24 protein-coding genes are annotated in these 25594 nt (G+C 63.3%); 16 read left to right on the top strand and 8 right to left on the bottom strand.

Annotated elements, in window-relative coordinates; translation table 11 throughout:
* Positions 1-9: 9 nt before the first annotated feature.
* The 5 genes from Q0936_RS11215 to Q0936_RS11235 form a co-directional block, all read right to left on the bottom strand.
* The gene (locus Q0936_RS11215; RefSeq protein ID WP_299296473.1) at positions 10-2400 is read right to left on the bottom strand and encodes a glycoside hydrolase family 2 protein; all 2391 of its coding nucleotides are present in this window, start codon (positions 2398-2400) and stop codon (positions 10-12) included.
* 2 nt (positions 2401-2402) lie between these two features.
* Entirely contained in the window at positions 2403-3479 is a 1077-nt protein-coding gene (locus Q0936_RS11220) for an ABC transporter ATP-binding protein (RefSeq protein ID WP_299378122.1), read from the bottom strand.
* A gap of 3 nt (positions 3480-3482) precedes the next feature.
* Positions 3483-4373 carry a carbohydrate ABC transporter permease gene (locus tag Q0936_RS11225; RefSeq protein WP_299292647.1) on the bottom strand — a complete coding sequence of 297 codons (891 nt, stop codon included), beginning with the start codon at positions 4371-4373 and terminating at the stop codon, positions 3483-3485.
* Positions 4366-5268, bottom strand: a complete 903-nt coding sequence (locus Q0936_RS11230) for a sugar ABC transporter permease (protein WP_299144307.1) — start codon at positions 5266-5268, stop codon at positions 4366-4368. The genes Q0936_RS11225 and Q0936_RS11230 overlap by 8 nt, the downstream gene beginning before the upstream one ends.
* 79 nt (positions 5269-5347) lie before the next feature.
* Positions 5348-6574: an ABC transporter substrate-binding protein gene (locus Q0936_RS11235; protein WP_299292649.1), complete on the bottom strand. Its 1227-nt coding sequence runs from the start codon at positions 6572-6574 to the stop codon at positions 5348-5350.
* 187 nt (positions 6575-6761) lie between these two features.
* Between Q0936_RS11235 and Q0936_RS11240 the strand changes: the two genes are divergently transcribed.
* Genes Q0936_RS11240 through Q0936_RS11250 form a run of 3 tightly spaced genes read left to right on the top strand, consistent with a single transcriptional unit; the run spans position 6762 to position 9058 of the window.
* Positions 6762-7808: a LacI family DNA-binding transcriptional regulator gene (locus Q0936_RS11240; protein WP_299292651.1), complete on the top strand. Its 1047-nt coding sequence runs from the start codon at positions 6762-6764 to the stop codon at positions 7806-7808.
* 50 nt (positions 7809-7858) lie between these two features.
* Positions 7859-8053, top strand: a complete 195-nt coding sequence (locus Q0936_RS11245) for a hypothetical protein (protein WP_299165467.1) — start codon at positions 7859-7861, stop codon at positions 8051-8053.
* Positions 8054-8056: 3 nt separating this feature from the next.
* Positions 8057-9058: a LacI family DNA-binding transcriptional regulator gene (locus tag Q0936_RS11250; RefSeq protein WP_299144320.1), complete on the top strand. Its 1002-nt coding sequence runs from the start codon at positions 8057-8059 to the stop codon at positions 9056-9058.
* Between the two features lie 48 nt (positions 9059-9106).
* Here the strand turns inward: Q0936_RS11250 and Q0936_RS11255 are convergent, their stop codons facing one another.
* Together Q0936_RS11255 and Q0936_RS11260 are read right to left on the bottom strand one after the other, a co-directional pair.
* Positions 9107-9994 carry a TIM barrel protein gene (locus Q0936_RS11255; RefSeq protein ID WP_299292653.1) on the bottom strand — a complete coding sequence of 296 codons (888 nt, stop codon included), beginning with the start codon at positions 9992-9994 and terminating at the stop codon, positions 9107-9109.
* 16 nt (positions 9995-10010) lie between these two features.
* Positions 10011-11126: a Gfo/Idh/MocA family oxidoreductase gene (locus Q0936_RS11260; protein ID WP_299144325.1), complete on the bottom strand. Its 1116-nt coding sequence runs from the start codon at positions 11124-11126 to the stop codon at positions 10011-10013.
* Between the two features lie 119 nt (positions 11127-11245).
* Here Q0936_RS11260 and iolD point away from each other — a divergent pair, with 119 nt between their 5' ends.
* The 6 genes from iolD to iolG all read left to right on the top strand — a co-directional run bounded on the left by iolD (position 11246) and on the right by iolG (position 17791).
* A complete protein-coding gene (gene iolD / locus Q0936_RS11265) occupies positions 11246-13114 on the top strand; it encodes a 3D-(3,5/4)-trihydroxycyclohexane-1,2-dione acylhydrolase (decyclizing) (RefSeq protein ID WP_299292655.1) in 1869 nt (622 codons plus the stop codon).
* A 3-nt stretch (positions 13115-13117) separates the two neighbouring features.
* Positions 13118-13981, top strand: a complete 864-nt coding sequence (locus Q0936_RS11270; protein WP_299144329.1) for a phytanoyl-CoA dioxygenase family protein — start codon at positions 13118-13120, stop codon at positions 13979-13981.
* Positions 13978-14955, top strand: a complete 978-nt coding sequence (gene iolC, locus Q0936_RS11275; RefSeq protein WP_299292657.1) for a 5-dehydro-2-deoxygluconokinase — start codon at positions 13978-13980, stop codon at positions 14953-14955. The genes Q0936_RS11270 and iolC overlap by 4 nt, the downstream gene beginning before the upstream one ends.
* Before the next feature lie 18 nt (positions 14956-14973).
* Positions 14974-15828, top strand: coding sequence for a 5-deoxy-glucuronate isomerase (locus Q0936_RS11280; protein WP_299292659.1), 855 nt, complete (start codon positions 14974-14976; stop codon positions 15826-15828).
* A 135-nt stretch (positions 15829-15963) separates the two neighbouring features.
* On the top strand, positions 15964-16791 hold the full coding sequence (locus tag Q0936_RS11285; RefSeq protein WP_299292661.1) for a class II fructose-bisphosphate aldolase: 828 nt from the start codon (positions 15964-15966) through the stop codon (positions 16789-16791).
* Positions 16792-16795: 4 nt separating this feature from the next.
* On the top strand, positions 16796-17791 hold the full coding sequence (gene iolG, locus Q0936_RS11290) for an inositol 2-dehydrogenase (protein ID WP_299292663.1): 996 nt from the start codon (positions 16796-16798) through the stop codon (positions 17789-17791).
* Between the two features lie 3 nt (positions 17792-17794).
* Here iolG and hemN read toward each other — a convergent pair whose 3' ends face one another.
* Positions 17795-19147 carry an oxygen-independent coproporphyrinogen III oxidase gene (hemN, locus tag Q0936_RS11295; RefSeq protein WP_299292664.1) on the bottom strand — a complete coding sequence of 451 codons (1353 nt, stop codon included), beginning with the start codon at positions 19145-19147 and terminating at the stop codon, positions 17795-17797.
* 59 nt (positions 19148-19206) lie between these two features.
* Between hemN and fnrL the strand changes: the two genes are divergently transcribed.
* The 7 genes from fnrL to ccoG all read left to right on the top strand — a co-directional run bounded on the left by fnrL (position 19207) and on the right by ccoG (position 25593).
* Positions 19207-19947: a transcriptional regulator FnrL gene (gene fnrL / locus Q0936_RS11300; RefSeq protein ID WP_299292667.1), complete on the top strand. Its 741-nt coding sequence runs from the start codon at positions 19207-19209 to the stop codon at positions 19945-19947.
* A gap of 78 nt (positions 19948-20025) precedes the next feature.
* Positions 20026-20433: a universal stress protein gene (locus tag Q0936_RS11305; protein ID WP_299292669.1), complete on the top strand. Its 408-nt coding sequence runs from the start codon at positions 20026-20028 to the stop codon at positions 20431-20433.
* A 153-nt stretch (positions 20434-20586) separates the two neighbouring features.
* Positions 20587-22188, top strand: a complete 1602-nt coding sequence (gene ccoN, locus Q0936_RS11310; protein WP_299292671.1) for a cytochrome-c oxidase, cbb3-type subunit I — start codon at positions 20587-20589, stop codon at positions 22186-22188.
* Between the two features lie 12 nt (positions 22189-22200).
* Complete coding sequence (ccoO, locus tag Q0936_RS11315) at positions 22201-22926, top strand: cytochrome-c oxidase, cbb3-type subunit II (RefSeq protein ID WP_299292674.1); 726 nt, start codon at positions 22201-22203, stop codon at positions 22924-22926.
* Positions 22927-22935: 9 nt separating this feature from the next.
* Positions 22936-23127 (top strand): cbb3-type cytochrome c oxidase subunit 3, encoded by a 192-nt coding sequence (locus Q0936_RS11320; RefSeq protein ID WP_299144378.1) that lies wholly within the window; start codon positions 22936-22938, stop codon positions 23125-23127.
* Positions 23127-23990: a cytochrome-c oxidase, cbb3-type subunit III gene (gene ccoP / locus Q0936_RS11325; protein WP_299292676.1), complete on the top strand. Its 864-nt coding sequence runs from the start codon at positions 23127-23129 to the stop codon at positions 23988-23990. The genes Q0936_RS11320 and ccoP overlap by 1 nt, the downstream gene beginning before the upstream one ends.
* Positions 23991-24162: 172 nt before the next feature.
* Positions 24163-25593 (top strand): cytochrome c oxidase accessory protein CcoG, encoded by a 1431-nt coding sequence (gene ccoG / locus Q0936_RS11330; RefSeq protein ID WP_299292678.1) that lies wholly within the window; start codon positions 24163-24165, stop codon positions 25591-25593.
* The last annotated feature ends 1 nt before the right edge of the window (position 25594 follow it).

Genomic DNA, 25594 nt, shown 5'->3' on the forward strand with positions numbered 1-25594 from the left:
GCGAACCTTTCAGGTGTTGTAAGTGGCAGAATGCAGATCGCGCAGCACAAAGCGCTGTGGCGCGTCCGGCGTATCGGGGGTGAAATGCAAGGTGACCGGCTGGCCCGGCAGCAGCGTGATGGCATTGCCGGAAAAGCGGCCCGGCTGATCCGCTTCGACCGCAACATAGAGCGCCAGCGCATCCGCCCGCAGCGTGATGTCCCACCCATCGCCCGCTTGCGTGGCGCTGTGCTGCACCGCTGCCGGTTGGAGATCGTAGGCCTTGTAGGGACGGGGGGCGAAATGGTCCTGCCCATGGGTGCCGTCCGGGGCCTCCCATGTGAACAGCAGGATCTCATCGTCGCGCAGCGCATCGGCGGGCAGGGTCAACAGGGTGACCGCCGCGTCGGGTGAGACCACTTTTGTGCCTGTGGTGAGGGTGCGGCGCGCGCCGGACATGTCCACGGCCTCGGCCTCGACCGCCAGCGTTGTGCGCTGGGCCGTGTCGTTGATGGCGCGCAGCGCGATCCCGTCTGGCCCCGGCACGGCACTCACATGCATTGGCGCATAGAACGCCCGCGCCATGTGGTGCAGCAGCTTCCAACCCCCGCCATGGTCCAGCGACGACCACGAACAGACGGGCCATGTGTCGTTCAACTGCCAGATCAGCGTGCCCATGCAATGGGGTTTCAGGCTGCGCCAATGGGTGACCGCCGTCTTGATGGCCAGCCCCTGCTGCACCTGGCTGAGATACACGAAATTCTCGAAATCGACCGGGAAGCGGAAATAGCGGAACATCGTCTCGGCGATGCGCGCATTGCCGCCCGCGTTCTTCTGGTGGCTCTCCATCACCGGGGCGGCGATGTTGAAATCACCCGGATCGGCAAAGCGGCGGATCACGTCCATGGACGGATAGGATTGAAACCCGAATTCGGAGCAAAACCGCGGGGATACGTCGCGGTAGTGGTCGAAATCGCGGCCCTCGTGCCAGACGGACCAGAAATGCATGTCGCCCGACCGGTCGTCATGCCACGCATCACCAAAGCGCATGGGCCCGGGCGACGGGCTCGACGGCCACCAGTGCGCAGTGGGGGCGGTGGCACGCAGCGCGGTCTCGATCGTGCGGTTCAGCCGGTCATAGGCCACAAGGTACGTGTCGCGGTTGGCGCGGCTTTCCTCGTACCAGGTCAGCGCGCCCAAAAGTTCGTTGTCGCCGCACCAGAGCGCAATGCAGGCACGGTGGTTGAGGCGGGCGACCTGTGCGCGGACCTCGGCGTCGACCTCGGCCAGAAACGCATCGTCAGACGGATAAAGGTGGCAGGCGAACATGAAATCGTGCCAGACCATGAGGCCCAGTTCGTCGCAGATGTCATAGAACCAGTCCGGCTCGTACCGCCCACCGCCCCAGACGCGGATCATGTTCATATTGGCATCGACCGCCGATTGCAGCAGGTCGCGCACGACGTCGGGCGTGATGGCCGACGCCAGCGCATCTGCCGGGATCCAGTTGGCACCCTTCATGAACACAGGCCGTCCGTTGATGTGAAAGGCGAACCCGCTGCCCGTGTCATCCGGCGCGGTGATCAGTGCGATGTCACGCAATCCGATGCGCCGCGTGGTGCTGTGGCCGGGCAGGGCGACGGTGAGCGTATGGAGCGGCTGCGCCCCCTGACCCACTGGCCACCACAGGTCCGGCGCGTCGATCTCTATCGTGGCCACGGCCACGCCGTTTTGCACCTTTGCCTGTACCTCCTGATCCGCCAGCGCAAAGGTGACAGGCGTGCCGTCCGTCGCGCGCTCGGTCCGGGCGGTGACGGTCACGGACACTGCCCCATCGCCGTGCACCTGTTCCACGATCAGATCGGCAACGCGCGCGAGTTTCGGCTCCAACCGGATCGCGCCATAGATGCCGAACGGGGCCAGCGCGATGTTCCAGTCCCAGCCGAAATCACATTCGGGTTTGCGCAGCATGTTGCCGTGCGGGATCGGACAGTTATCCCGTTGAAACGGCACGGGAAACGGTTGCGCCTGGGCGCGCGCGGTTGCCTCCGCCACCGGGGACGCAAAGCGGATCGCGATGGTATTTTCACCCTGCCGCAAAGCGCCGCTAGCATCCACACGGTGGGTGCGAAACATGCTGTCGGCGTGCAAGACGCTGACCCCGTTGATCGCGACCTCCGCCACGGTGTCGAGCATCTCGATCACCAACTCGGCGTCCGTCTCCTCGGCCTCGAACGTCCGCGTCGCCAACCAATCCCGTTCGCAAATCCAGCGCAGGTCATATTCGTTCTGACCCACATACGGATCAGTGATCAGGCCAGCATCCCGCAGCGCGCTGATCCCGTCGCCGGGCAGCGGCATGGGGGCGGCATAGTCACCCGCCGCATCGGTCAGATGCCAAAATCCTGCGAGGTCGATCATGGTTACAGACGGTCTTCGCTGGCCCGGTCGAACAGGGACGCGCGCGCAGGGTCAAAGCCGATGGTGATGCGATCACCGGTGCGCACGGCGGCCTGCCCATCCATACGGATGCGAACGGACTGCCCCGCCAGTTTGGCCCAGGCCAGCGTGTCGGACCCCATCGGCTCGACGATGTCGATCTCGGCCTCGGCCGTGACCGGCAGTGACGCCGCGGCCTCACCCGTCACGATATGCTCGGGCCGGATGCCCAGCCACGCGGCCCCTTTCGTTGGCACCGGCCCTTGGAACGCATAGCCCGCCAGCGGGAATTCATGCCCATCGGTGACAAAGGTCTGACCGTCCAGCGTCCCTTCGAAAAAGTTGATCTCGGGGCTGCCGATGAACCCGGCCACGTATTTGTTGACGGGGCGGTTGTAGATCTCGGTCGGGCTGTCCAGCTGCTGGATCACCCCGCCTTTCATGATCGCGATCCGGTCGGCCAGCGTCATCGCCTCGACCTGGTCGTGCGTCACGTAGATCATTGTGTTCTTGAGGTTGTGATGCAGGCGCTTGATCTCGACCCGCAGGTCGGCGCGCAGCTTTGCATCGAGGTTCGACAGCGGCTCGTCGAACAAAAACACATCCACATCCCGCACCAGCGCGCGCCCAATGGCAACCCGCTGACGCTGACCCCCGGACAGGGCCGCAGGCTTGCGATCCAAAAGCGGCTCGATTTGCAGGATCTCGGCGGCACGGGCCACGCGTTTCTCGATCTCGGCCTTGGGCATACGCGCGTTTTTCAGACCAAATGACAGGTTCCCGGCCACGGTCATCTGCGGGTACAGCGCATAGGACTGGAACACCATGCCGATGCCACGGCCCGACGGCTCCTCCCAGGTGACATTGCGGTCGTTGATGTGGATCTCACCATCCGTGGGATCGAGCAGGCCAGCGATACAGTTGAGCAGCGTGGATTTCCCACAGCCCGATGCGCCCAGCAGGACAAGGAATTCGCCCTCGGGGATGTCGATGGTCAGGTTGTCCAGCACGGTCAGCGCGCCGAATTTCAGGGTCAGGTCTTTGACAAGTACGGAAGTCATGGGTCAGCCTTTCACCGCGCCGGCGGCGATGCCCCGGACAAACAGCTTGCCGGAAGCGAAGTAGATGATGAGGGGGACAAGACCGGTCAGCAGCGTGGCGGCCATGTTGACGTTGTATTCCTTGATGCCCTGCACCGAGTTGACGATGTTGTTCAACTGCACGGTCATCGGGTAATCGGCGGGCTTGGTATAGATCACGCCAAACAGGAAATCGTTCCAGATCCCAGTGACTTGCAGGATGATCGCCACCACAAAGATGGGCAGGGACATGGGTAACATGATGCGGAAGTAGATGCCCCAGAACCCGGCGCCATCGACGCGTGCGGCCTTGAACAGCTCTTCCGGAACGGACGTGAAGTAGTTGCGGAAGAGCAGCGTCAGGATCGGCATGCCGAACACCGTGTGCACCAGCACCAGCCCCCAGACGTTGCCGTATAGGCCCAGCTCGCGCAGGATGATCACCAGCGGATAGAGCATCACCTGATAGGGGATAAACGCGCCCACGATCAGGATGGTAAAGAACACCTCCGACCCTTTGAACTTCCAGTTGGCCAGCGCATATCCGTTCACTGACGCAATCGCGATGGACAGGATCACCGAGGGGATCAGGATCTGGACCGAGTTCCAGAAACCGCGGGACAGCCCTTCGCAGTTGATACCAGTACAGGCCTCGGCCCAGGCTTTGACCCAGGGTTGAAACGTGATCTCAACCGGGGGGGAAAAGATGTTGCCCAACCGGATTTCCGGCATGCCCTTGAGCGATGTGACAATCATCACATAGAGCGGCAGGGCATAGTACAGCGCGACCACGATCAGCGTGCCATAGAGCATGACATTGGCGCGCGAAAAGCGGCGGCGGGGTTTCGGCCCGCGGGGTGTGACGGCATCAACCACGTTTCTTGCCTCCGAATTCGAGATAGGCCCACGGGATCAGGATGATCACCACGCTGAGCAGCATCATGGTCGAGGCCGCGAACCCCTGGGCGAGGTTCTGGGCGCGGAACATGTAGTTGATGACGTATTTTGCGGGCACTTCGGACGCGATGCCCGGCCCGCCATTGGTCTGGGCGACGACAAGGTCGTAGATCTTGATGATACCCGACGCGATCAACACGAGGGCAGTCACAAAGACGGGGCGCATCATCGGGATGATCACGCGGATATAGGTCTTGACCGTGCCGATCCCGTCGACGCGCGCGGCCTTCCAGATGTCTTCGTCGATGCCGCGCAGACCCGCCAGCATGATCACCATGATCAGCCCCGTACCTTGCCACAGCCCCGCGATGAGAATGCCGTAGATCACGATGTCCGGGTCGTTCAGCGGGTTGAAGGTGAAACTCTCCCACCCCATCTGCCGCACCACGTTCTGAATGCCCAGATCGGGGTTCAGAATCCACTGCCACGCCAGCCCCGTCACCACGAAACTCAGCGCAAAGGGATAGAGAAAGATCGTGCGAAAGATGCTCTCGCCGCGGATCTTGCGATCCAGCATGGCGGCAAGCGTGAACCCGATCACCAGCGTAAAGATCATCGAGAAAAAGCCGTACACAGCCAGGTTTTCGATCGAGATGATCCAGCGCCGCGTACTCCACAGCCGCTCGTATTGATCAAGGCCCACAAAATTCAACTTGGGCAACAGTTTGGACGAGGTAAAGGAATACAGAACCGTCCACGCCGTGCCACCGACAAAGACCACCAAAGCGGTAAGCACCATGGGCACCGAGGCGATCTTGGCCGACATATTGCGGAACAGCCCCGAAGGCTTCCGCGATTTGGAAGAAGAAGACATGACACCACCCCGTTACATGTCGCACTGCACCTGTCCGGGGCCGCAAATGACCCCGGGCAGGTGACTGGGAGGCGCGCCCTTATTCGGCGGACGCGATGATGTCGACGTAACGCGCCTGCGCGTCACCGGCGGACATGTCCGACGTCCAGAACTCGGCCATCAGGTCCTCGATCTGGGTCTGGGTGTCGGCGGTCAGGTTCATGTCGCCCGACGGCAGGATGTTGCCATCCGCAAGGATCGAAAGACCCTTTTGCATGCAGTCGTTGGCCGACGACATATCGATGTCACCACGCACCGGCAGCGACCCTTTTTTTAGGTTGAACGCAACCTGCACCTCGGGCGAAATCAGGGTGGAGGCCAGCTCCATCTGCGCCTTCTTGGTGGCTTCGTCGTCGATCACGGGGAAATAGAATGCGTCGCCCCCGGTATCGAGCACCTCGTTCACTCCCAGACCGGGCAGGCAGGTGTAATCAACGCCGGCCACTTCGCCCGCGACCTGGAATTCACCCTGCGCCCAGTCGCCCATGATCTGGCCCGCGGCCTGATCGGTGATGACGAGGTTGGTGGCCAGGTTCCAGTCCTGAACATTGGAATTGCGCGCCAGTTCGCGGGCATTTGCGACCGCTTCGAACACGGCCTTATAGGCGGGGCCAGCGGCGGTGTCGGCATTGCGCTCGACCGACACTTCGCGCCAGGCATCAATGCCCGCAATCGCGATGGTGATCGTGCCAAAGGCGAGGTTTTGCTGCCAACCCTGCTGACCCATGGCCAGCGGCGTGATGCCTGCTTCTTCGAGCTTGGGGGCGGCGGCAACGAATTCGTTCCAGTCGGCGGGCACATCAAGGCCGACCTTTTCAAATGCACCATGGCTCAGCCAGATCCACTGGCCGGAATGGATGTTGACCGGCACGCAATAGACGCGGCCGTCCAGCGTACAGGCGTCCAGCAGCGATGGCGGGTTCACGATGTCTTTCCAACCCTGCGCCTCGGCCAGTTCGGTGAGGTCGGTCATCAGACCGGCTTTGATCAGCTCTTCGGCCTGGCGACCGTGGTTCAGCTGTGTGGCGCCCATCGGGTCACCGCCCAGAATACGGCTGATGATGATGGGGCGCGCTGTGCCGCCAGACCCGGCGATGGCGCCGTCCACCCATGTGTTGCCCGTGGCGTCGAACGCCTTGGCAAATTCGGCCACCGCGGCGGCTTCGCCCCCGGATGTCCACCAATGCGTGACCTCCAGGTCCGTGGCATGTGCCGCAGTCGCGCCAACCAGCGCGGCCGAGGCCAGCAGATGTGTCATTGTCTTCATTTTGAGTCCTCCCTGACTTCTAAATCGTTATAGAAATTGCTACAACGATTTAGATTTCTCGATCAAGCTAGAATTTTGCCGAGAGTCGAATTAATTGTGAAGGGAGGTGCAACGCGCTGATTCCGTTGGTATTCATGGCGGACCCCATAGCGTGCCTTGTACCGATTTTTGCCCGAAAGGGGCTGATATGACCAAATCCGGGACCCCGGACACACCCACCGGCCCTACGCTGGAATCAGGCGAACGCCCGACGCTCAAGACCATTGCGCGCCTGTCTGGTCTTGCTGTGCCAACTGTGTCGCGTGCGCTCGCTGACGCGCCGGATATTGGCAAGGACACCAAGGCGCGGATCCGCGATATCGCACGTCAGATTGGTTACCGGCCCAACCGCGCAGGGGTGCGCCTGCGCACGGGGCGTACGAACGTGATCAGCATGGTCATGTCGACCGAACATGACATGATGAACCACACGGCGCGGCTGATTTCGTCGGTGTCGTCGGGCATCCGCCACACGCCCTACCACATGATCATCACGCCCTATTTCCCGGACGAAGACCCGATGGTCCCGATCCGCTACATCGTCGAAACTGGCTCTGCCGACGGGCTGATCATCAACCAGATCGAACCCGAAGATCCGCGCGTGAAATACCTGATGGAAAACAAGTTTCCATTTGTCACCCATGGCCGGACCGCGATGTGTGATCAGCACGCCTATTTCGACTACGACAACACCGCATTCGGGGCGCTGGCGGTGCGCGCACTGGCGGCACGTGGCCGCACGCGGATCGCGATGCTGGCACCACCGCTGACCCAGACCTACGGCCAGAACATGGTCGGCGGTGCCACGCAGGCCGCCGCAGAACTGGGCGTATCGTTTCAGGTGATACCGGGCGCGGACGCCCATTGCGACAACCCGGTCATCGAACAGGCGATGGGGCCGCTCTATACCAGCGACACGCCGCCCGACGGTTTGATCGCCTCCAGCATCGGCGGCTGCGTCACCATGATTTCCAGCGTCGAGGCGCTGGGCAACCAACTGACCCAGGATTTCGACATGGTCGCCAAAGAGGCGATCACCTTTTTACGCCGGTACCGTGCGGGCATCATGATCGTGGACGAAGATATCGACCATGCCGGAAATTTCCTGGCCCGCGCGTTGATGCACCGCATCTCCAGCCCCGCTGAGCCTCCGATGCAGCATCTGGCACGGCCTGATCCGGACATGACTTTCTGATGGCAACAGGGAACGAAACATGACGCAGGCGGCTTTGTTGGGCGAGGCATATGGATCAGTTTGACCACCCGTTCTTTGCGCCGCCCTGGCGCCGGTACGCGACTGTTGCGGTCTGCATCCTGTGGGGCCTGTTCGAGTTGTGGAACGGCACCGTGCTGTGGGGCATTTTGTTCCTGTGCATCGGGATGTTTGCACAGCGCCAGTTTGGCCTGGTTGACTGGTCCAAATACGATGCCGGAGAATAGACAATGCCCGTAACCCTGCGCGATGTGGCCGAACGGGCCGGGGTGTCACGCTCTGCGGTGTCGCGGTGTTTCACCCCCGGTGCCTCGATCAGTGACAAGACACGGGCCAAGGTTGAAAAGGCGGCGGGCGATCTGGGCTACAGCCCAAACGCGTTGGCGTCGTCCCTGACGACCGGGCGCACCAAACTGGTCGGCGTCGTGTCCAACAACTTTCACAACCCCGTCTTTCTCGAATTCTTTGATCTGGTCACCCGCGAGTTGCAGGCGCGCGGCCTGCGCCCGCTGCTGGTGAACCTGTCGGATGAAACCGACCCGACCCAATCCATGCGCATGCTGCAACAGTATTCCGTGGACGCGGTGATCGTGGCCTCGTCCACCCTGCCGGTCAGCTTTGCCACCAGCTATGTCGAGGCTGGGATGCGGGTTGTACACTCCTTTGGCCGCCTGTCGGACAGCCCCAAGATCCACGTGCTAGGCATCGACAACGTCGAGGCCGGGCGTGTGGCCGCGCGCGAACTGTTGCGCCGCGGCTACCGGCGTGTCGGCTTTCTGGCGGGCCCGCTTTCGGCCACGTCGACACGCGACCGCCACACCGGCTTTGCCGAGGAACTGGGGCGGCATCCGGACGTGTCTCTCTCTGTGTCCTATGCCGAGGCTTACACGTTTCACGCGGGCCGCGCCGAGATGGCGCGCCTGCTGTCCATGGGACCGGCCGAGGCCTATTTCTGCGGCGACGACGTGCTGTCGATCGGGGCCTTGTCGGCAATCCGGGATGCGGGCCTGTCGGTGCCGCAGGATGTGGGCATCCTCGGGCTCAACAACATGGAAATGGCGGGGTGGGAGTTGATCGACCTGACCACAATCCACAACCCCGTAGACGAGATCGCGCGCGGGTCCGTCGATCTGGTGGCCGCGATGCTCGATGGCGAGGATATACCAACCCAGTCCATCGCCTTTGCCTGTCCGGTCATCGAACGCGGTACGCTACGCCCGGTGCCGGACTAGAACGGCGCACTCGGGCGCGCCGCTCTCGCTCTTGGTGTCGCGGGTGCCCTAGAACCCGATGGATTGCAGATAGCCCCGGTTCAGTTTGGAATCGTCGATGGGGGACGTGTCGCCCGCCGGATCGCAATCCTGTTCTACCGTGCACCAGCCGTCGAACCCATTGTCGAGCAGCACTTGCCGAACAGCCGGGAAATCCACGTCGCCATCGCCGAGGTTGCAAAAGATGCCCTGCCCACACGCGTCGTAAAACCCGGTCCGCTTGGCAATCACATCGGCCTTCACCTTGGGGTCGATATCCTTGAAGTGCATGTAGCTGATGCGCCCGATATGCCGCTTCATAAAGGCAACCGGGTCAAAGCCCGCATAGGAATGGTGGCCTGTGTCAAAGCAGATCTTGAGAATGTTCTCATCCACTTCGTCCAGCAAACGCTCCAGCTCGGGTTCAAAGTCGATGAACCCGGCGGCATGGGCGTGCATGCCCACGGTCAGGCCGTACTCCTCGGCACCGATCCGCGCGACGGTGGCAATGCGGTCGCGGTATGCGGTCCACTCGGCCTTGTCCATCTGCTCGGCTTCCGAGGCGCGGCCCGCTGTGGGCGCGCGGCGTTCCGAGATGCTGTCGATCAGCACCAGATGCTCCGCGCCGTGTGCTTTCAGCGCCTTGCACGTGCGCACCGCGCCGTCCATCACGTCGTCCCAGGCATCAGGGTCATGGAACGGGCGAAAGACCACACCGCCCACCAGCTCCTGACCGAATTCCTCCAGCGCGTCACCCAGAACCGCGGGGTCCTCGGGCATGAACCCCACGGGCCCCAACTCGATCCCCGTGTATCCCGCATCCGCGTTTTCCTGCAGCACCTTGCGCCACGATGGGTTGCGCGGATCGTCCGCAAATTCCACACCCCACGAACAGGGGGCATTGCCAATCTTGATCATGTCACTTCGCCTTCGTTCAAAAATCCGCCACGCTGACCCACGCGCCCATCCGGGACGACGCAAGGCACGCAGCCACAACTTTGTTCACCGCCAACCCTTCTTCAAACGTCGGCCAGACGGCTGTGCCGCTGGCAATGGCGTTCAGGAAATCCTTGGCCTCGATGATGATCTGGTCCTGATACCCGGTGCCGTGTCCCGGCCCCTGACAAAACGGCAAGTAGTCGGGATGCTCCGGGCCGGTCAATATCTTGCGGAACCCGCGCTCTGCCTCCGGCCCCTCAGCCAGATAGAGCCACAGCGCATTCTGGTCCTCGCCGTCAAAGCGGATCGCGCCCTTGGTGCCATAGATGTCATAGGCATAGCCCATCTTGCGCCCGGTCGCGATGCGACTGACAAAGATGCTGCCTGACACGCCGTTCTCGAACTCGACCTGCAAATGGGCCTGATCGTCATTGGTCACCGCCACGCCACCGCGCTCGGCATGGACCGTTTCGACCACCGCATGCAGCCGCGTGATCGGTCCAATCAGCGCATGGGCGCAGTTGATCGGATGCGGTGCCAGATCCCCCATGCAGCCGTTGGCATCGCCGCTTGTGCGCCAGGATGCGGGCGCGTCCGGGTCGGCATAGAAATCCTCGGTCATCTCACCCCGAAAGGATGTGACATCCCCAATCCGTCCCTCGGCAATCAGCTTGCGGGCAAATTGCGTGGCAGGGGTGCGCATATAGTTGAACCCGATGGCATTGGCGACGCCCGCCGCCTCTGCCGCCTCGACCATGGCGCGCGCGTCATCCGGCGTCTCGGCCAGCGGCTTTTCACACAGCACCGGCTTGCCCAGGGCAAAGGCGGCGAGCGCAATGTCCTTGTGCGTCTCCTGCGGCGAGGCGATCACGATGGCCTCGACCTTCGGGTCCTCGACCAGCACCCGCCAGTCATCCGTCGCCCGCGCAAAGCCATAGGCCGCACGGTACCGTTCGGCAGAGGCCGTGCTGGTTGCGCACACCATTTCCAGACGGGGACGCAAGGTGGTGTCAAACAGCGTCGCAACGCTGGCAAAAGCTGCCGCATGGGCCTTGCCCATGTAACCGCCGCCGACAATTCCTATTCCAATTTCCGGCCCATTTTCGGACATGTGCGGGGCTCCTCCCAAAAGCTGTTGCAACCGGTTGCAAGTTTGCTATCGTCATTCTCATGGACGGGTCAATACAGAATCGTCAATACTAGGGTTCGCACGTCCTCGGGAGGAACAAAATGGCAGGTTCGGACACGGTGCGTCTGACAACGGCGCAGGCGATCATCCGCTATCTTGCGGCGCAATATATCCAGATCGACGGGCAGGAATGGCGCTTGTGTGGCGGTGGCTTTGGCATCTTTGGCCACGGCAATGTCAGCTGCTTGGGCGAGGCGCTCTATGATCACAAGGACGTGCTGCCGCTCTATCGCGGACAGAACGAACAGGGCATGGGGTTTGCGGCTGCGGCTTATGGAAAGCAGTGGCTGCGCCAGCGGTTCATGTTCTGCACCGCGTCCGCGGGGCCGGGCACGGCGAACCTGCTGACGGCGTCGGCGTTGGCCCATGCCAACCGTCTGCCAATGCTGATGCTGTGCGGCGATACGTTCATCACGCGTTTGCCCGATCCCGTGCTGCAACAGCTCGAACATTTTGGCGATCCGACGTTTGGCGTAAACGACGCGTTCAAATCCGTGACCCGCTATTGGGACCGGATCACGCACCCCGCCCAGATCATCCAGTCGCTGCCCAATGCCATCGCCACCATGCTGGACCCCGCCGATTGCGGCCCGGCCTTCCTCGGGCTGCCGCAGGACGTACAGGGCTGGGCTTACGACTACCCCGTCGCGATGTTCGACAAGGTCGTGCACCGCATCCGCCGCCAGACACCCGACGCCGCCGAAGTGGCCGATGCCGCCGCCGCCCTGTGCGCGGCCAAACGGCCCATGATCATCGCAGGCGGCGGGGTGCAGTATTCCGGCGCCGTGGCCGAACTCACCGCCTTTGCCGAGGCGCACAAGATCCCCGTCGTCGAAACCATCGCGGGCCGCGCCAACTTGCTCGACACGCACCCGCTCAACACCGGGCCCATCGGCGTCACCGGATCGGACAGCGCCAACACCATCGCCGAAGAGGCGGATGTGATCCTCTCCGTTGGCTGCCGGTTGCAGGACTTCACCACCGGGTCGTGGACCGCCTTTGCCCAGGACGCACAGATCATCGGCCTGAACGCGGGCCGCCATGACGCGGGCAAACACCGGTCCCTGCCCGTGGTGGGGGACGCCAAACTTGGCCTGACGGCGCTGGCCGCCGCGATGGGCGACTATACGGCCCCGTCCGGCTGGACCGACCGCGCCGCTGGTGAACGCGCCAAATGGGTGGACTACGTTGCGGAAAACGTCGCCACCGGCAACCGCCCCAACTCATATGCCCAGGCCATCGGGGCCGTGAACGCGCTCTGCGACCCGCGCGACCGCGTGGTCGCTGCCGCAGGCGGCCTGCCCGCCGAGGTCACCGCCAACTGGCGCACGCTGAACATCGGCACCGTGGACGTCGAGTTCGGCTTTTCCTGCATGGGTTACGAGATCGCGGGCGCATGGGGCGCGCGCATCGCACAGGCCGAACGTGAACCCGATCAGGACGTTATCACCTTCTGCGGCGACGGCTCCTACCTGCTGATGAACTCCGACATCTATTCCTCGGTCCTCAGCCAGAAGAAACTGATTGTGCTGGTCCTCGACAACGGCGGCTTTGCCGTCATCAACAAGCTGCAAAACAACACCGGCAACGAAAGCTTCAACAACCTGCTGGCCGATGCGCCCACAATCCCGCAGGCCTTTGCCGTGGATTTCGAGGCCCACGCCGCCGCCATGGGTGCCACCGCCGAAACCGTCGAAAATGCAAGCGAACTGGGCGCGGCTTTCAAACGCGCCAAGGCCAGCGACAAAACCTATGTCATCTGCATGAAGGTCGACGCCTACGAGGGCTGGACAACCGAAGGACACACATGGTGGGAGGTCGGCACACCCCACGTGACCGACAACCCCAAGGTCGCCGCCGCTCACACCGACTGGGAATCCACCCGGCCTAAACAACGCAAAGGAGTTTGAACGATGCGCACATTCACCGCTGAAACCGCCGATCCCGCCGCCATCTGCGAAGAGTTGATGAACGGCCCCGGTGCCGTGCGCATCACCGGCCTCTTTTCACCCGACCAGATCGCCGATGCCCGCGCCATCATCATGCAGCACTCCGACAACGAGGGCGACAAGGTCACCCATTTCCAAGGTGCCGCGATGGAAGACGGCAAGGCCAACCTGCAACGCCGCGTCTGGAACCTGCTGGCCAAGGGCCCGGTCTTTTCCGAAATGGCCGCGCACCCGGTGCTGATGCAGATCCTCGGCCGTTGGCTGGGCAACGAGTTCATCATGGGCTCCATCGCCGCCAACCGCATCCTGCCCGGCGGACCGGGGCAGGAGCCGCATATCGACTTTCCCTACTGGGATTTCTACAAACCAGACAGCCACCCGATGGGGCTGAACTCCAGCTTTCCGATGAACGCACAGGTCACCGTGGCACTCGATCACTTCACCAATGAAAGTGGTGCCACCGCCTATCTGCCAGGCAGCCAGAAAAACATGCGCTATCCCACGCCCGACGACCACGACGGCTTCTATGCCAACTGCGCCCGCATGACGGGCGAGCCGGGCGATGTCGTGATCTTTTACGGGGCCGCATGGCACTGTGCGATGCCCAACAACGCCGATCACGACCGCAACGCGGTGCTGATCAACTACATCCCCAAATTCGTCAAACCGCTCGAGGATATGCCCGGCGCACTGCCGCGCGCCTTCCTCGACGCGGCCAGCCCGGACATGCGCCAGCTTTTGGGTTTCAACTACAAATACCCCGAAATCCTCGATCAGGCCGACGCCGAAAACGCCGAGGGCATGGTCAACACAGGGGCCACTGCGTGAGCGCGCTGCTGGACGGGATCAAAGCCAATGACTTTGTCATCGTAGGCCGCGCGGGGATCGACTTCTTCACCGATGTGGGCGTGCGCGCTGAAGATGCCGAACGGCTGACTGTCGACCTTGGCGGCTCTGCGGCGAATATCGGCGCAGGCATCTGCAAACTGGGCGGCAAGGCGGCGCTGGTCACCTCCGTCAGCGACGATTCCGTCGGCAGCTACTGCGTGAACCGGCTCCAGCACTACGGCGTGAACACCGACCACGTGCAACGTGTGGGCGGTGAATATCGCAACTCGCTCGCCTTCTACGAAAGCGTCCTCGAAGAGCACCGCAACGTGATTTACCGCAACGGGGCCGCGGATTTCCAAATGACGGTCGCGGATGTCGAAGCGGTGGATTACACCAAATACGGCGCGCTCATCACCGCAGGCACGGTGTTTGCCGCCGAACCCTCGCGCGCGGCCACCTTCCGCGCGTTCGAGCTGGCAAAACAGGCGGGCTTGCCCATCATCTTTGACGTGGATTACCGCCCCTATTCCTGGCCCTCGCCGCAGGTTGCCGCCGACGTGCTCAGCCGCGCGGCAGAGGCCTCCGACATGATCGTCGGCAATGACGAAGAGTTCGGCTTCATGGCCGGTGGCATGGACAAGGGGCAGGCCAAGGCGCGCGCGCTGTCGGAAACCACCGCTGAAATCGTTGTCTACAAGATGGGCGAACACGGCGCTGTCACCTACGCGGGCGGGGACGAGATCACCACCGGCATCTACCCCGTCACCGCCGTCAAACCCAACGGGGCAGGGGACGCGTTCATGGCGGGTCTGATGACCTCGATCGCCGAGGGGCGCGACCTGCGCACCGCCATCCTGCGCGGATCGGCCTGCGCCTCAATCACCGTGTCGCAACCGGGCTGCGCGCCCGCCATGCCCACACCTGACCTGCTGGATGATTTCCTGACCAATCATCCCGGTCCAACATCATAATCAAGGGGGAGGCCATCGATGCATATAGCGCCTTACGACAACCAGAACAAACCCATCGTGGATGTGGGCGACGCCACCGTGCCGCTCAACTATTTCAACATCGTCAAGCTCAAGAAGGGTCAGGCGTTTGAATATGCCGTGCCGGGGTTTGAAACCTGCATCGTGCCCGCCACCGGCGCCGTCGACATCAATGTCGAGGGGTTCAAGGCCGCAGGCATCGGCGGGCGTGGCGTCGACGTCTGGGATGGCGAGCCCGAGGGGGTTTACGTCCCCACGGCCGCACGGGCCGAAATGGTCTGCACCTCGGACGAGGCCGAAGTCTTCGTGGCCGGGGCCAAATACGACAAGGTGCTCGACGCCTTCGCCGTGCGTTCGGACGAATTGGACCTCGTGCAATACGGCTCCGACGACACCAAAACCCACCGCAAGATCAAGCACATCCTCGGCACCAAGTACCACGACAAGGTCGGTCGCCTGCTGGTCTCCGAGCTTTTCACCGTGGGTGCTGGCGGCTGGTCCGGCTTTCCCAGCCACAAGCACGACACCGACCGCTCCGAGGGCGGCGAGATCATCGAAACCCGCCACGACGAGACCTACAATTTCCGCTTCCGGCCCAATCACGGCTCGGGCGTGCAGATGCTGCAACGCGCGGACGGGACGGCGGGCGACGCCTACCACATCGTCGACGGCTCCACGATCTGTCTCGACAATGGCTACCACCCCTGCGCGGCGCTACCGGGTTACGAGATGTACTATTTCACCATCCTCGGTGGCCTGAGCCAGCGCAGCCTGGTGCAATACTTCCAGCCCAGCCACGCCTACCAGATCGAAACGATCCCCGGCATCAAAGACATGATCGCCAAGTTCAAATGACGCCCGCCCTGTTTGCAGAAATGAGGGCAGCGCCCGTCCGCAGGCGTCGCGCAAAGCGCCCGCGCGTGGGGGCGGACGGGCGGTGCCCGGCGGTGCCCGCCGTGCAAGACATATGTTCAAATCGGGGTCCTGAAAATGCCACTCGCAACACTCTCTGACGTCCTCAAACCCGCCCTCGCCAACGGCCACGCTGTCGCGGGCCTCGTCACCCTCGGGTGGGAGGACATGCGCGCCTATGTCGCCGCCGCCGAGGCCGAAAACTGCGCGGTCATCCTTCAGGCCGGGCCGTCCTGCCGCGCGCACACCCCGCTGCCCGTGCTGGGCAAAATGTTCCGCCACCTCGCCGAACACGCCTCCGTGCCCGTCGTCGCCCATCTTGACCACGGCTACACCTTTGATGAATGCCGCGAGGCGCTCGGCAGCGGCTTTACCTCGCTCATGTTCGACGGCTCGCGCAAACCGCTGGCCGAGAACATCGCCGAAACCAAAGCTATCGCCGACATGGCCCACGCCGCCGGTATCTCCTGCGAGGGCGAGATCGGGTTTGTCGGCTACGACAATGGCGAGGCGTCGGCAGGCACCGACCCCGCCGAGGCCGCGCAGTTCGCCGCAGAGACGGGCGTGGACGCCATGGCGATCTCCGTGGGCAACGTGCACCTGCAAACCGACCAGTCCGGCGGGCTGGACGAGGCGCGCATCGCCGCCATTCAGGCACTCACCGACGTCCCCCTCGTGATCCACGGCGGATCCGGCGTGCCCGCCGCACAGCGCCGCGCGCTGGCCACCGGCACCAACATCTGCAAATTCAACATCGGCACGGAACTGCGCCAGGCCTTTGGCCATGCGCTCCGCACCGCCGTAAACAGCGATCCCGACCGCTTTGACCGGGTGCAGATTCTCAAGGACACCCATGACCCACTGGTCGCCGCCACCCGCACCGTCCTAAAAACGATGAAGGTTTAAGACATTGATTAACATCGCACTTCTGGGCTGTGGCCGCATCGGACAGGTCCACGCCCGCAGCCTGATCGGCATCGACGGCGCACGCGTCGCCGCCGTTTCCGACGCCATGCCCGACGCCGCAGAGGCGCTTGCCAAACGCACCGGCGCGCAGGCCATGGACACCGACGCCATCCTCGCCGATCCCGGCATCGACGCAGTGGTGATCGGCACACCCACGACCACCCATTACGACCTGATCCACGCCGCCGCCCGCGCGGGCAAGGCGATCTTTTGCGAAAAGCCGATCGACCTGTCGTCGGCCCGCATCCGCGACTGCCTCAAAGTGGTCAACGAAACCGGCGTGCCCTTCTTCATCGCGTTCAACCGCCGCTTTGACCCGAACTTTGCCGCCCTTCAGGCGCAGATCACCGCCGGGGCCATCGGTGATGTGGAAATGGTCACGATCCTGTCGCGCGATCCGTCCCCGCCGCCCATCGGCTACATCAAGACTTCCGGGGGACTTTTCCGCGACATGATGATCCACGACTTTGACATGGCGCGCTTCATGCTGGGCGAGGACCCGGTGGAGGTCTTCGCCCACGCCTCCTGCCTTGTGGACCCAGAGATCGGCAAGGCGGGCGACGTCGACACGGCGATGGTGTCCTTGCGCACCGCCAGCGGTAAACTGTGCCAGATCTCCAACTCGCGCCGCGCCACCTATGGCTACGACCAGCGGGTCGAGGTGCACGGCTCAGGCGGCATGCTGCGCGCCGACAATGTGCTGACCACCACGGTCGAGGTTTCGAACGCCGACGGCTTCCGCCGCGCCCCGACCGAGCCGTTCTTTCTCGAACGCTACGCCGCTGCCTACACCGCCGAGATGCTGCATTTCATCGACGTGCTCAAGGCAGGCACCCAGACCAACCCCAGCGGCATCGACGGGTTCAAGGCGCAGGTGATGGCCGACGCCGCACAAGCGTCCCATGAGACGGGCAAGCCGCAGGTGCTGGTCTTCGACTGACGCTCAGATCGCGGCGGAATAGGTGCGCTCGGCTTGTGTGTCCTGCGCGGGCGTGACCAGTTGCACGGTGATCAGCCGCACCAGTGGCTGCGCCCACCGCGCAATCTCCAGCCGCGCGCCGTCCCATGTCACGGCCCCCTCAAATCGGTCGGCAATGCGGGCGATGTCGGCCATGATGCCCGCATCCGCCCGTTGTTCTGCATCCAGTGTCGCGGCGTGATAGCACATCAATTGTTCGACTAGATCGGCCTTGCGCCGGTCATGCGTACTCAGCCCATATCCCCGCCAGATCGCGGGCGCGGCTGCGTCCACCTGGGCCGCGTATTTCCCGGTCATGGGGATGTTCTGGGCAAAGCCCTGCGGGTAGGTCGAGATCGCCGAAGCCCCCAGTCCCACCAGCCAGGGCGCGGTGTCGTCGGTATAGCCCTGAAACGACCGCCGCAGGGTGCGCGCGTGAAAGGCCCGCGCCAGCGGGTCGTCTGGTCTGGCAAAGTGATCAATGCCAATCTGAACGTACCCCTGACCCAGCAGCGTGCGCCGCGCCTGATCGAACAGCGCCAGCCGCGCCTGCGGCTTGGGCAGCGCATCGGTGGGGATCAGCGATTGCCGTTTCGACATCCACGGCACGTGGGCATAGCCAAAAAGCGCGATGCGCGCGGGCGCCATGGCAAGCGCCGCGCGCAGTGTCGCGTCCAGCGTCTGCGCCGTCTGGAACGGCAACCCATAGAGCAGATCAAAGTTCAGCGCGCCGATGCCGAGCCCGCGCAGGTCATCGACGACCCCTTGGGTCAGCGCCTGCGACTGTTCGCGCCCGATGGCGGCCTGAACCTGCGGGTCGAAATCCTGAATGCCGAGGCTCGCGCGTGACAGACCATGTCGAGCCAGCATCGCCAGCCGCGCTGGCCCCACATCCGTCGGGTCTACCTCGACCGAGAATTCGTCGATGTGGTCAAAGCCCCAGACCGCGCGCAGCCCGGTCAAGAGCCGGTCAAGGAGCGGCGCGGACAGGATCGTCGGCGTGCCGCCACCCAGATGCAGCCGCCGCACCCGCACGCCCGCGCCAAAGCCCCTGCGCACGCGCGCAGCCTCTGCCAGAACGCGGTCGACGTAAGGCGACAGCGGTGCGTCGTTGCGGGTGCCTTGGGTCCGGCAGGCGCAGAACCAGCACAGTCTGCGGCAAAACGGAATGTGGACATAAAGCGAAATCTCTGCATCCTCGGGGGCAGTGGATTGCCAGGTGCGCACGTGATCCGCGGTGATGTCCTCGCTGAACCAATTGGCGGGCGGATAGCTGGTAAATCGCGGCACCTTAGCGTCAAACAGCCCAAATCGGGATAGGTCGGATACATGTTTCATATGCCCATCGTGCCCTTATGCGGCGCCCTGCGCTTTGACCCAGATCAAAGGGGCGCGCGATGACTGTGTCATTGGCTGCGGCACCCTCTTGTTCCAGTTGTCCGATCCGGCACCGCGCGGTTTGTGCGCGCTGTGATGACGACGAATTGGTGCGGCTGAACGAGATCAAGTTCTACAAGACCTATGCCGCCGGACAGACCATCGCGATGCGCGGCGACGCGCTGGACGTGGTGGCGTCGGTGGTGTCGGGGACTGCCACGCTGGAACGCGCGATCGAGGATGGGCGCACGCAGATGGTGGGCCTGTTGCTGCCGTCGGATTTCATCGGCAGGCCGGGGCGGGCGACGTTGCAATATGATGTGACGGCGGTGTCTGACGTGACGCTCTGCTGTTTCCAACGCAAACCGTTCGAGGCGCTGCTGATCGAGATCCCGCATGTGCAGGAACGCTTGCTCGAGATGGCGCTGGACGAGCTGGACGCGGCGCGCGACTGGATGCTTTTGTTGGGGCGCAAGACCGCGCGGGAAAAGATTGCGAGCCTGCTGATGCTGATGGCCAAGCGGACGATGCACCCCGACGGTCAGGTGATGGGGGACACCTCGCGGCTCGAGCTGCCGATCAGCCGCGAGACGATGGCGAATTTCCTTGGCCTGACGATTGAGACGGTGAGCCGTCAGTTCACCGGGCTGCGCAAGGACGGGGTGATTGCGCTGGATGGCAACCGGGTGGTGCACATTCCCGATCTTGAGACATTGCTGATGGAAACCGGCGATGACAGCGACGGCGGACCGCTGATCTAGGCGGGATTGACCCACATCAACGCGAAGGCGCGCGCGGGCGGCTAGACCTCCTCTTGGACACCAAGAAGGAGGACCATCATGTATACCAATATCCTGATCCCGGTTGCGTTCGAGGAAGGGCGCGATGTCGACGGCGCCGTCACCGTGGCGCGCACGCTGGCCGCGACGGGCGCGCACATCACCTTTCTGCATGTGATGGAGCAGATGCCCGTTTATGCGACTGAGTTTGTGCCCGTCGATATGATGGCGCAAACCAAGGACAAGGTTGGCGCGCGTCTGCGCGAGTTGGCGGAGACGCTGGAGGGCGCGCGCACAGCCGTGACCGAAGGGCCCTCGGGGCGGGGCATCACCAACTGGGCCGAAGAGAACGGTGCCGATTGCATCATCATCGCCTCGCATCGGCCCGTGATGTCTGACCTGCTGTTGGGATCCACCGCGGCCTGGGTCGTGCGGCATGCGCAATGCGCGGTGCATGTGATCCGATAATCGCCGCCGCTTGATCCAGATCAACGCGGGCCGGGTCAGGCCACCCTATCACCCAAACTGCGAACAGGTGCGCTGTCCCCGCGGGGACAGTGCGAAGACGCGCAGGAAGCGCACAGCGAGGTTAACGCTGTGCGCATATGCAAAGGACAGACGATGTGGGACTACGTTAAACTCATTTTGCTGGGCCTTGTCGCCGTTTTGGCCGCCATTGGCGCGGATTGGGGACATGACCTGGCCTATAAGGTGCACGCGGCGCTGATCATGGTGATCGCGGCGGCGATGTTCATCTGGCAGGTGCGCCAGCTCGACACCGCGCCCAGCACGGCAGACACCAGCGGCTATATGGACGGGGTGATCCGCGCAGGCGTGATCGCCACGGGGTTCTGGGGCGTCGTGGGCTTTCTTGTGGGCGTGGTGATCGCGTTCCAACTGGCCTTTCCGGCGCTGAATTTCGACTGGGGCCAGCCGTTTACCAACTTTGGCCGCCTGCGCCCGCTGCACACAAGTGCGGTGATCTTTGCCTTTGGCGGCAACGCGCTGATCATGTCGTCGTTCTATATCGTGCAGCGGACCTGTGGCGCGCGCCTTTGGGGCGGGAACCTCGCGTGGTTCGTGTTCTGGGGCTATCAGCTGTTCATCGTGCTGGCCGCGACCGGTTATGTTCTGGGGGCCACGCAGTCCAAGGAATATGCGGAGCCGGAATGGTATGTGGACATCTGGCTGACCATCGTTTGGGTCGCGTTCCTCGCCGTCTATCTGGGCACGATCTTTCGCCGGCAGGAAAAGCATATCTATGTGGCGAACTGGTTCCTACTGAGTTTCATCATCACGGTTGCGATGCTGCATATCGTGAACAACCTGAGCATTCCGGTGTCTCTGCTGGGGTCGAAATCCGTGCAGGTGTTTTCGGGCGTGCAGGATGCGATGACGCAGTGGTGGTACGGCCACAATGCCGTCGGCTTTTTCCTGACTGCCGGGTTCCTCGGCATGATGTATTACTTTGTCCCGAAGCAGGCCGAGCGGCCGGTTTACAGCTATAAACTCAGCATCATCCACTTCTGGGCGCTGATCTTTCTCTATATCTGGGCGGGTCCGCACCACTTGCACTACACTGCGCTGCCGGACTGGGCATCCACCCTGGGCATGGTGTTCTCGATCATCCTGTGGATGCCCTCGTGGGGCGGGATGATCAACGGCCTGATGACGCTGCAAGGCGCGTGGGACAAGCTGCGCACCGATCCGATCATCCGGATGATGGTGATTTCGCTGGCCTTCTACGGCATGTCCACTTTTGAGGGGCCGATGATGTCGATCCGGGCGGTGAACTCGCTGTCGCATTACACCGACTGGACCATTGGGCACGTGCATTCCGGCGCGCTTGGCTGGAACGGGATGATCACCTTTGGCGCGCTCTATTTCCTGACGCCGCGCCTGTGGGGCCGGGCGCAGATGTATTCGATGAAGGCGATCGACTGGCACTTCTGGCTCGCGACCATCGGCATCGTTCTTTACGCCGCGTCCATGTGGGTGACCGGCATCATGGAGGGCCTGATGTGGCGCGAAGTGGATGCGCAGGGCTTCCTCGTGAACTCTTTCGCCGACACGGTCAGCGCCAAGTTCCCGATGTACGTGGTGCGCGGGCTGGGCGGGGTTCTCTACCTCGCGGGCGGTGTGATCATGGTGTGGAACATGTGGATGACCATCCGGGGCGGCAAGCCCGTGGCCGTCACCACCCCCACCCCCCAAGCCGCATAAAGGAGAGAGATCATGGGATTTCTTCAAAAACACCAGGTGCTGGAACGCAGCCCGACGCTTTTGTTCATCTTTTCGCTGCTGGTGGTGACCATTGGCGGCATCGTGGAGATCGCGCCGCTGTTCTACCTTGAGAACACCATCGAAGAGGTGGACGGCGTGCGGCCCTATAGCCCGCTGGAGCTGGCCGGGCGCGACATCTACATCCGCGAGGGGTGTTATGTGTGCCACAGCCAGATGATCCGCCCGATGCGGGACGAGGTGGAACGGTACGGGCATTATTCCTTGGCCGCAGAGTCGAAATACGACCACCCGTTTCAGTGGGGGTCAAAACGGACGGGGCCGGACCTGGCTCGTGTGGGCGGGCGGTATTCGGATGCCTGGCATGTGGACCACCTGAACGACCCGCAATCGGTGGTGCCGGAATCGATCATGCCGAAATACGCCTTTCTGGGCCGGACGGTGATCGACGGCGACCAGATCGCGGCGCTGCTGAAAACGCACCGCTTTGTGGGCGTGCCTTACACGGATGCGATGATCGACGCGGCAGAGGCCGATTTCCGGGCGCAGGCCGATCCGGATGCGGATTGGGACGGGGTGATCGAACGCTATCCCGGTGCGGTGGTCGCCAACTTCGATGGGCAGCCCGAACTGACCGAGATGGACGCGCTGATTGCGTATTTGCAAATGCTGGGCACGCTGGTCGATTTTTCGACCTTCACCCCCGATGCCAGCCGATAGGAGGCAAAGATGGAAACCTATACCTTTCTGCGTGAGCTGGCGGACAGCTGGGTGCTGCTGGCCATGGTGATTTTCTATGTCACCGCTTGCCTTTGGGCGTTCCGCCCCGGTGCACGGCCCGCCAACGAAGAGGCCGCGCGCATCCCCTTTCGACATGACGCTGCGGCCCCGGCCCAGCCCCAGGACCCGGAGGCCAAGTGATGGCGGACAAGGATATCGATCAGGTGACTGGCACCGACACCACCGGCCACGAATGGGACGGCATCAAGGAGCTGAACAACCCTTTGCCGCGCTGGTGGCTGTGGACGTTCTACGGGACGGTTGCGTGGGGGTTGGTCTATACGGTGGCGTTCCCGGCCTGGCCGTTGGTCAATTCGGCGACGGCGGGCCTCTTGGGCTATTCCACGCGGGCCGAGGTGGCCGAGCAGATTGCCGCGGTGGATGCGCAGAATGCCCAAGTGGCGGGGCGTTTGGCCACGGCGGATCTGGCGACGCTTGCGCCTGATGACCCGGCGCATCGCTACGGGGTTGCGGGTGGCGCGTCGGTGTTCGCCTCGCATTGTTCGCAGTGCCATGGATCGGGGGCGGCGGGGGCCAAGGGCTATCCCAACCTGCTGGATGACGATTGGCTGTGGGGCGGCGATCTGGAGGCGATCGAGTACACGGTGCGCCATGGCATCCGCAACGAGGTGGACGCCGATGCGCGCTGGTCCGAGATGCCGGCCTTTGGCGAGATCCTGGAGGACGCAGAGATCGCGGCCACGGTGGAATACGTGCTGCAATTGTCGGGGCAGGACCATGATGCGGGTCTGGCCGGGCAGGGCGCGGTGCTGTTCGAGGAACAGTGCAGCGCGTGCCACGGTGAGGCGGGCGAGGGGATCCGTGATCTGGGTGCGCCGCGCCTGAGCGATGCGATCTGGCTTTATGGCGGGGACCGCGAGACGCTGACGCAGACCATCACCTATTCCCGCTTTGGTGTGATGCCCCCCTGGGGCGCGCGTCTGGACGAAGACGAGATCAAGGCGGTGACCTTGTATCTGCACCAGTTGGGCGGCGGCGAATAGCCCCGCCCCTGCGTGGCGCGCGTTCGGAGGAGGGCGCGCCCCGGTTCCGGTCCCCGTCCTGTTCGTACCTAGCGGGGGCCGGAATTCTCTGATTTGCGTCGTGCCGTTGATCCAGATCAAGGACGCGGGCGGCGTGTCGGCCCATGGTCGGGCCACGAACAGGACAAATGACATGCCACAAGACGCAGCCCCTCCGCCGCTCTATGCCCCGCGCGAGCCTATCTTTCCGCGCCGGGTCAAGGGCACATTCCGCACGCTGAAATGGTGGATCATGGGGGTGACCCTCGCGATCTACTACCTGACCCCGTGGATCCGCTGGGACCGGGGGCCGAACCTGCCGGATCAGGCGGTGCTGATCGATATGGCCGGGCGGCGGTTCTATTTCTTCTGGATCGAGATCTGGCCACATGAGTTCTATTTCGTGGCCGGTCTCTTGATCATGGCGGGGCTGGGCCTGTTCCTCTTTACGTCCGCGCTGGGCCGGGTCTGGTGCGGCTATGCCTGTCCGCAGACGGTGTGGACCGACCTTTTCATCCTCGTGGAACGCTGGATCGAGGGCGACCGCAATGCGCGGGTGCGCCTGTGGAATGCAGGCTGGTCAGCGCGCAAGCTGCGCCTGCGGGTGACCAAGTGGGCCGTGTGGTTCGTGATTGCCATGGCCACGGGCGGGGCCTGGGTGTTCTATTTCGCGGATGCGCCGACGCTGGCGCGCGATCTGGTGACGTTTGATGCGCCGCTGGTGGCCTATTCCACCATCCTCGTGCTGACCGCGACCACCTTTGTGTTCGGCGGGTTCATGCGCGAGCAGGTCTGCAACTACATGTGCCCGTGGCCGCGCATTCAGGCGGCGATGATGGACGAAAGCACGCTGACTGTCGCCTATCGCCACTGGCGGGGAGAGCCGCGGGGCAAACACCGCAAGGCCGAAGGGGCGGACAAGCTTGGCGACTGCATCGACTGTATGGCCTGCGTGAATGTTTGCCCGGCGGGCATCGACATCCGCGACGGGCAGCAGATGGAGTGTATCACCTGCGCGCTGTGCATTGACGCCTGCGACGAGGTGATGGCGCGGATCGGCAAGCCGCGTGGCCTGATCGATTATCTCGCACTGTCGGACGAGGCGGCAGAGACCCAAGGGGCGCAGCCGCGCCCGATCTGGCAGCACGTGCTGCGCCCGCGCACGGTCCTTTATACCGCGATGTGGGCGCTGATCGGGGTGGCGCTGGTCTATGCGCTGTTTATCCGGTCGGACATCGACATGACGGTGGAGCCGGTGCGGAACCCGCAATTCGTGACCCTGTCGGACGGGTCGGTGCGCAACACCTACACGCTGCGCATCCGCAACCTGACGGCGGAGGACCGGGAGTTTCGCGTCATGCTGACCTCGGACGAGATCCTGCGCATCGATGTGGAGGCAGAGGGCCGGGTGCCCAACCATGTGGCCGTGCCCGCCAACGAGACATTGCAGGCGCGTGTGTATGTCATCGCCCGCCCGCAGGATGCCGCCGCCGCGCAAGCCACGACCGACCTGCGGTTGTGGGTCGAGGATGTGGAAACGGACGACCGGGCCGGTGTGGCCACCATTTTCAACGGAAAGGGCTGAG

The organism is uncultured Tateyamaria sp., assembly GCF_947488715.1.
Taxonomy (GTDB): Bacteria; Pseudomonadota; Alphaproteobacteria; order Rhodobacterales; family Rhodobacteraceae; genus Tateyamaria.